The sequence below is a fragment of the Vreelandella sp. L-15 genome, from assembly GCF_056857635.1.
In genome coordinates this window covers 1-7,395 of the sequence record NZ_JBSXNN010000052.1, presented here as the reverse complement: position 1 = coordinate 7,395, position 7,395 = coordinate 1, and the positions used below count along the sequence as shown (strand labels likewise).

General features: G+C 53.1%; 6 protein-coding genes. 5 read left to right on the top strand and 1 reads right to left on the bottom strand.

What is annotated here, in order from left to right:
* Positions 1–473: 473 nt before the first annotated feature.
* On the bottom strand, positions 474–1,397 hold the full coding sequence (locus AC13CY_RS06900; RefSeq protein WP_483052407.1) for a LysR family transcriptional regulator: 924 nt from the start codon (positions 1,395–1,397) through the stop codon (positions 474–476).
* 285 nt (positions 1,398–1,682) lie between these two features.
* Between AC13CY_RS06900 and AC13CY_RS06895 the strand changes: the two genes are divergently transcribed.
* Genes AC13CY_RS06895 through AC13CY_RS06875 form a run of 5 tightly spaced genes read left to right on the top strand, consistent with a single transcriptional unit; the run spans position 1,683 to position 7,197 of the window.
* Positions 1,683–2,648 (top strand): Bug family tripartite tricarboxylate transporter substrate binding protein, encoded by a 966-nt coding sequence (locus tag AC13CY_RS06895; RefSeq protein ID WP_483052406.1) that lies wholly within the window; start codon positions 1,683–1,685, stop codon positions 2,646–2,648.
* A gap of 59 nt (positions 2,649–2,707) precedes the next feature.
* Entirely contained in the window at positions 2,708–3,211 is a 504-nt protein-coding gene (locus AC13CY_RS06890; protein ID WP_483052405.1) for a tripartite tricarboxylate transporter TctB family protein, read from the top strand.
* 28 nt (positions 3,212–3,239) lie between these two features.
* Positions 3,240–4,712, top strand: a complete 1,473-nt coding sequence (locus AC13CY_RS06885; RefSeq protein WP_483052404.1) for a tripartite tricarboxylate transporter permease — start codon at positions 3,240–3,242, stop codon at positions 4,710–4,712.
* 38 nt (positions 4,713–4,750) lie between these two features.
* Positions 4,751–5,941, top strand: coding sequence for an acetylornithine deacetylase (argE, locus tag AC13CY_RS06880; protein WP_483052403.1), 1,191 nt, complete (start codon positions 4,751–4,753; stop codon positions 5,939–5,941).
* 11 nt (positions 5,942–5,952) lie between these two features.
* Positions 5,953–7,197, top strand: coding sequence for an allantoate amidohydrolase (locus AC13CY_RS06875; RefSeq protein WP_483052402.1), 1,245 nt, complete (start codon positions 5,953–5,955; stop codon positions 7,195–7,197).
* Positions 7,198–7,395 lie beyond the last annotated feature (198 nt).

The window sequence follows — 7,395 nt, the reverse complement described above, 5'->3', positions numbered from 1 at the left end:
TTTGGCGGCGTGAGAGTGGCGAGAAGGTCAGCTTTTCAGGTACCATTTTGGAAGCGGCTGTTGGTGCTTGATGGATTGGTTAGGTTCTTGAAATCATAGCACTTTCAGCCGCTTTCTTTTATACCCTGTGAGAAATCCGGGCTAAAGAAGAATCTGAAAGTCAGGGATGATCAATTAATCTTTTAAGAGCTTTGAGTGATGGTGAAGAAAGAATCGCCTACCAACATGCTAAAGTGGTTTCAGCTTGAAATTAGCAACAGCCATAGTGACAACTACGGCAGTGCGAACAAGCTTTTTGTTTCTGAATGATTGTCTATTTTTTTAGTAAATAACTCTTAAGTAATTATTTTTAAAAATAAAATACGACGCCGCCAATTAGCTGATGCTGCAGATATTCTGTCAATCCAGGAACTCATGAAACTATCAGCGCACTCGCACTAAAGCTAAGCAGCTATGTGAAACCAATAGTCTCATTAAATAAGTTGTCTTTCTTGCAGAACACCGATGTTTATTAGGTTAGCAATTTCTTGATGTACCTCATCGTAAAAGGCAGCCGAAACATTACTCAGCGGTCTGCGTTTAGACGTAAGTAACGCAATCTCCCATTCAATAGTTGGATCAAGGGGCCTTGATACTACATTAGTACCCGGCAGCAAAAGCTCTGCAATGGGGTCAACAATAGCTAGACCTACACCCCGGTCAACCAACGCACAGACCCCACGCATAGGACGAATTTCGGCCGCAATCTTCCTCTTTATGTCAATGGTTTGCATGATGTAATCGACCCTAGACCGTAACGGACTGTCGGGCATTAACTCAACGAATGTCTGGTTTTGCAGGCTTTTGATCGGCACTGTTTTCTGTTTGGCTAGAGGGTGCTTGCGATGCATGATACAACGAGCTGAACAGCGTGCCAGGCTGGTGACACTGGCGCCGTAGGTGTCGGCTTCCAGTGTAATGCCCAGGGCCATATCGCAAGTATTGTTGTCGATCATCTTGAGTAGTTCCTGCATGCCGACATCGACCAGCCGAACGCCAACGTTCGGGTGGCGCTCCTTGAAGCGTTTGACCACATCGAGCAAAAACGTATCGCAGAAGAGCGGTTGTGCAGCGATCACCACATTGCCCATTTGGTTATTAGCGATAGCTTCGGCATCTTTCTGGGTATCGCGAATGCTTGAGATTAAGCGTAGCGCCGAGGCATGAAAGGCGAACGCTTCAGCGGTCGGTTCAATCTGATTGCGCGTTCGCTTGAATAGGGTGAAGCCAACCTCTTCCTCGAGCCCCGTGAGAAGGCGGCTGACCATCGATTGGCTGATTGCCATTGCATCGGCGGCGGCCTTGGTAGTGCCATGCTTCATGAACGCATCAAAGGCTTCTACTTCTTTAAGTTTCATTTCTTATCCCAGCTCCTTTAAGACCGCTCCAAACATTGTTTGCGCTCGTTGCTTTTACTTACTAAGCACATCTTTTTAAGCCACCACACCTCACTTTCTTCAAAGGCAAGTGCTCTCAAATGGTGCGTACTGGCATGCAGCTTTGCGACATGACTAGAACCATTATGCATACTAAAGCGAGTTATTGAAATATTATTCATAGCTGCCTATACTGAAAACGCTCGTATGGGGTACCGCACTGATGCGCCATACGCAGCGAAGCAACAATAAAATAAGGAGACAGGAATGAAACGTATCTTGAACCTCGCCGCCGTGAGTCTGCTGGTGACTTGTACGGCCCATGCCCAAAGCTATCCTTCCGAAGCCGTTACTCTCGTCGTGCCCTATGGGCCTGGTGGCGCCTCTGATCTCGCAGGTCGTGCGTTGGCCGAATCTGCTCGGGAGTTCCTCGGCGAGCCAGTCACCGTATCAAATCAGTCTGGCGCTGGTGGTATGACAGGCGCACGAGCTGTGTCTGAGTCCGACCCCGATGGTTACACCCTGTTACTGGCTCGTGTAGGTATGGCGCTGTCACCCGCGGTAAACGCCAACAGTAGCGTCGATTGGGACGAGTACACTTTCCTGGGCCCGTTGGAAGCCACCCCGATGATTTTGGCGGTGGCCGAAGACTCCCCCTACGAGAGTGTTGAGGAATTGCTTGAAGGAATTGAGAGCAATCCAGGTGCTATGGCCTATGCGGCTTCCGGCGCGACCGCGATTGATGGCTTTACCGTACAGACGCTGCTTTCCGATGCCGGCATGGATCCGCTCACTGCGGCTACGCTAGTGCCGTTCCGTGGCGGTGGTGCTTTGGCTACCGCATTGCTAGGTGGACATGTTGATTTCTTGGCCATCGCTGCTGGCTCACTCATGCCGCACATTGAGAGCGGTGACATGCGTCCGCTGATGGTCTACTCACCTGAGCGCATGGACTCGCTGCCTGATGTCCCGACGGCTGAAGAGCTGGGCTATGAGCTGGCCGGTCAGGTGGTTGGCTGGAGCGCTTTGTACGGCCCGCCCAACCTGCCGGATGAGGTAGTGACCACTTGGGAAGGCGTATTAGAAGAGGTCGCTGAGAGCGACAGCTGGCTGAAGCGTGCTGAAGACCGTGGTTCGATCTCCACTATCGGCAGTGTCGATATGACGACTTATGCCGAGGAGCAGTATGAGTTCTATCGCAATCTTGCCGAAGAGTTTGGCTACCTGGAGTGATCAGTGGCGGAGAAAAGACATCCGGCTGATGAAACTATAACAAGCATTGGGAGGGGCATATGGGTATTACACGCGGCGTGATAGTAACGGTGCTGTTTGGGATTGTGCTGTTTGTAATGATTCCTATCTATGTGCCCCGCCCAAGCTTCATTCCCGGGTTTGCACCACCCCCGGATATGTGGCCGCGGGTGGTCTCGATGCTTGGAATGGTGCTCGGCCTACTGTTGCTTGGTCTGTCGCTATCGAAGAAAACCGAGGCAATCGCCGACCCCGAGTCGGCCAGCACGATCCGCGGTGATACGCCATTGGGTACATTGCTAGCACGTTTTGGTTTGACTGTGCTGGCCTTCGCCGTCTTCGTGATTGCTGTTGGGCTGCTGGGCTTTCTGCTGGCCAGCATCCTGCTTTTAGTGGCAGTGCTCCTGCTGACCGGCTACTGGCGTCATAAAGGGATATCGCTGGGTGTTGCCGTAGTGCTACCGCTGCTGCTCTATCTGTTCTTTTCCAGCGCGCTCAACACGCGCTTCCCTGACGGCACTTTGCTCAGAGCGCTCGGCCTCTGACGCACCGCGCACTACAGGAATCATCACCATGCTCAATGACCTGTTGATTGCTTTCCAGGCAGTCGCAACAATCGAAAATTTCCTGATCATGGCCGCAGGTATCTGGGGCGGCGTGATCATTGGCGCCATACCCGGCATGACCGGCACAATGGCCGTAACGCTGGCGTTACCGTTCACCTTTTACATGCAACCAATCCCCAGCATTCTGCTGCTGGTCGCGCTCTACAAGGGGTCGACCTACGGCGGCTCGGTTTCAGCGATTTTAATCAAGACGCCCGGTACCGCTTCGGCAGCTTGTACAACACTGGATGGTTACCCGCTAGCTCGTCAGGGTAAGGCCGGGAAGGCACTTAACATGGCGCTCTACTCGTCGTGCACAGGTGACTTCATCTCCAACATTTCGTTGATCTTTATTGCTGCCCCGCTTGCCCTACTTGCACTGCGGATCGGGCCGCCCGAGTACTTTATGCTGATGGTATTCGCATTGACCACGGTATCCGGAGTCTCGGGGCGCTCGCTTCTTCTTGGACTGGTATCTGCTTGCCTGGGCCTGTTGTTGGCTACCGTTGGCGAGGACATGTACGGCTCCTTCCGTTTCGATCTTACCTTGGACATGCGGGGTGGCTTAGCCGTGGCTCCGGTGTTAATCGGACTATTCGCGATTCCAGAGCTGCTCAAAATAGTGGTGTTTCGCAATACTGAGACCCAGAAGGCCATGGAGCTAGGCGATAACCGGGTTACCCGTGAAGAGTTTCGCCGTTCTCTGAAGTCGATGCTTAAGGGCAGCATGATCGGCGTAGTAATGGGGGCTATTCCAGGTATTGGCCCGTCAGCGGCGGCGTTCTCGTCCTATGGGGAAGCGCAGCGCAGCTCCAAGAACGGCGAAAATTTTGGTAAAGGCGAGATCGAGGGCATTGCTGCTTCAGAGTCAGCTAATAATGGCTGCTGCGGCTCGACCATGATCCCGCTTCTGGCCTTGGGTGTGCCTGGTGATGTGATCACCGGCGTGATGTTGGGCGCCTTTATGATCCATGGCATGACACCGGGGCCCATGCTGTTTGAGACCAATCTCCATGAGGTCTACATGCTGTTTATCGGCATGCTCTTCTCGTCGATCCTGCTGTTCGGCGCTGGCAAGGCGACAATGCGCTTTTTCTCTCACATTTCACGGATTCCTCCGGGTCTGATGGCACCCATTGTGCTGATCCTGTGCCTATTTGGCATCTTCTCGATTTCCAACAGTATGTACGACGTCATCGTGTTGCTGGCCATGGGTGTGTTCGGTTTCTTCATGTTCCTGTTCGCTATTCCCGCGGCGCCGTTTCTGATCGCCTTTATCCTGGGGCCAATGTTGGAGGAGAACCTCCGACGTGCCCTTGCCATCTCCCGAGGAGACCCGAGCATTCTGATTTCATCGCCTATTACCTGGCTTTTCGCCTCGCTGGCAGTGTTCGTAATCGTGATCACGATTCGTCAGCAATTTAAGAAAGCCAAGGCATGATTCCTCGCAAACTCACTTGATAACAAGGATTAGACGTTATGCCTGCCAGCGCCCAGCACCAAGATCATCCTCGTCTTGCATCTGCCGTTTCTTATCTTGAGGAACTGATCGGCTTTGATACGACTAGCGCCCATTCTAATCTCGAAATTATTGCGTACTTGAAGCGTTACTTTGACGAACTAGGTATGGAAACCACGGTGCTTTATGACACGAGTGGCGAAAAAGCCAACCTGATTGCCAGTATTGGCCCAAAGGATGTGCCTGGAATCGTACTCTCCGGGCATACCGATGTGGTGCCGGCTAACCCTGACCGTTGGACAAGCGCTCCTTTTACTATGGAGCAGCGGGGTAGTCGGTTATATGGGCGCGGGAGTTGTGACATGAAGGGCTTTGCCGCTTGTGTAATGGCGGCGGCGCCGGCACTGGTACAAGGACCACTGAAGCGTCCCTTCTATTTCTGTTTCTCCCACGACGAGGAAGTCGGCTGTCTAGGCGCCCCGGCGATAGCGAAGCATCTGGCTGAGCTGGAGGTTCCACCAGGCCTAGCGATTATCGGCGAGCCTAGTGAAATGCATCTGATCAACGGCCAGAAGGGAAAAATTGCTATGCAGGTCACGGTGCGAGGCGAAGGGGGGCATTCTTCCTTTTCGCCACAGCACGTCAATGCCGTGGAATATGCGTCACGTATTATCGCTATGATCAGTGACCGATCACGACGATATGAGCGCGAGGGGCCGTTCGACCATGACTTCAGTGTTCCCCATGCCACTGCGTTGGCTACCTTGATCAACGGTGGTGTGGCGACCAATGTGACGCCTGACACATGTGAGTTTGTTTTCGAGCTCCGGAGTATCGACCAACAGGCTGCTTGGGTCGATATGCAGGCGCTAATTGATGAGGCGGAGGCAACTTTGTTGCCGGAGATGCACCAAGTATCTTCAGCGGCTGGCATCGAGTGGCAGGAGCGTTTTTCTTACCCCGCCATGGACGATGCCACTGGCAGCGAGTTATTTCAGTGTATTGAGCCAATTTTGCCACCGCGTGGCGGCAAGGTCTCTTATGGTTCCGAGGGCGGCGTGTTTGAGATTGACGGCGGTATACCATCCGTGATCATCGGCCCGGGCTCTATCCGCCAAGCACACAAGCCTGATGAATTCATCGAAATTGATCAATTGACCCAGTGTCTTGAATTCTTCGACACCCTAGGCGACTGGATGACACGCGGATAAGGAAACTCTTTATGACCATCAACGGCGAACGCCTTTGGCAGAACCTTGAGGCGCTGTCGACGATTACCGACCCTGACCAACCTTGGACACGCCGTGCCTTCACAGACCGCTACCAAGAAGGGCGTGACTGGCTCAAAAGTGCCATGCAGTCCGCTGGGCTTACTACACGACTAGATGATGCCGGTAATCTGATTGGTATCTTGCCAGGCAGTGAGCCTTCGCTAGCGCCTCTGGTTTTAGGAAGCCATATCGATACGGTACCCAGTGGTGGGCGCTATGACGGAATCCTTGGCGTTCTCGCTGGCCTTGAAGCTGTGCAGAGCCTAGCGGAAGCAGGGATTCAATTGCGTCATGATGTCGAGGTGATCGATTTTCTCTCCGAAGAGCCCAGCGAGTACGGCATTTCCTGTGTCGGTAGCCGCGGGATGGTGGGGGATCTTTCACACGAGATGCTCAATTTATGTGAGCCGGGCGGTGAGCGTCTAGCGGATGCCATTCGCCGTATGGGTGGCAACCCGGATACTTTGAACATACCGTTGCGCCAGCAGGGTGATATTGCGGCTTTCTTGGAGTTACACATCGAACAGGGACGTGTATTGGAAGAGAGCCACGTGCCCATTGGCGTGGTGAGCGATATCGTCGGCATTCACCGCTACGACATTGTGGTTTCGGGCCAGGCTGATCACGCAGGCACTACACCGATGGAGCTGCGTCGGGATGCACTGGCCGAAGCTGCAGGGTTGATCAAAGCCATCCAGCAAGCAGCACTGCATCAGGGTACCGGAGACAATTACCTCGTGGCCACGGTGGGCCGCCTAAACGTCTTCCCCAATGCTACTAACGCGATTCCTGAGCGGGTCGAATTGGTACTTGAAGTGCGTAGCAATGATTCTCATCTGCTCCAAAGCTTCTTTCCGCCGATTCTCGATCAAGCAAAGCGCGATGCCTCAACGCGTGGTATTGAGATTGTCGCCACACCGCTTAGCGAGGGTCTTCCCACTCCTTGTGCAGACCTCATTCAATCAAAGGTTTGGGAGGCCGCTCAAACCACCGGTTTGAAGGCCATGAGCTTAACCAGTGGTGCCGGCCATGACGCCGTCTATATGGCAAAAATCGCGCCGACTGGCATGCTGTTTGTTCCGTGCCGTGAGGGTAGAAGCCATTGTCCGGAAGAAAGTATCACTCCACAGCAAGCAACAAACGGCTGCCAAGTGATTCAAGAAGCCCTAAAGAGCCTCGATAACGATTTAGGCTGAAGGGTGGATGCCTTCTGAAAAACAGCCCAATATTTCAAGGTATTGCCGAGCGCTGGTCGAGTTATGGTGATTTCTGGTGTATGGAAGCAGGCTGAAAGGATGGCGTATCCTGTTGGTTGATCACCACCAAGATCACAACCAACAGAGGATGGATACGCCATGTCCAAGTCTAACCTGCATGCTCTTTCACAACCAGAG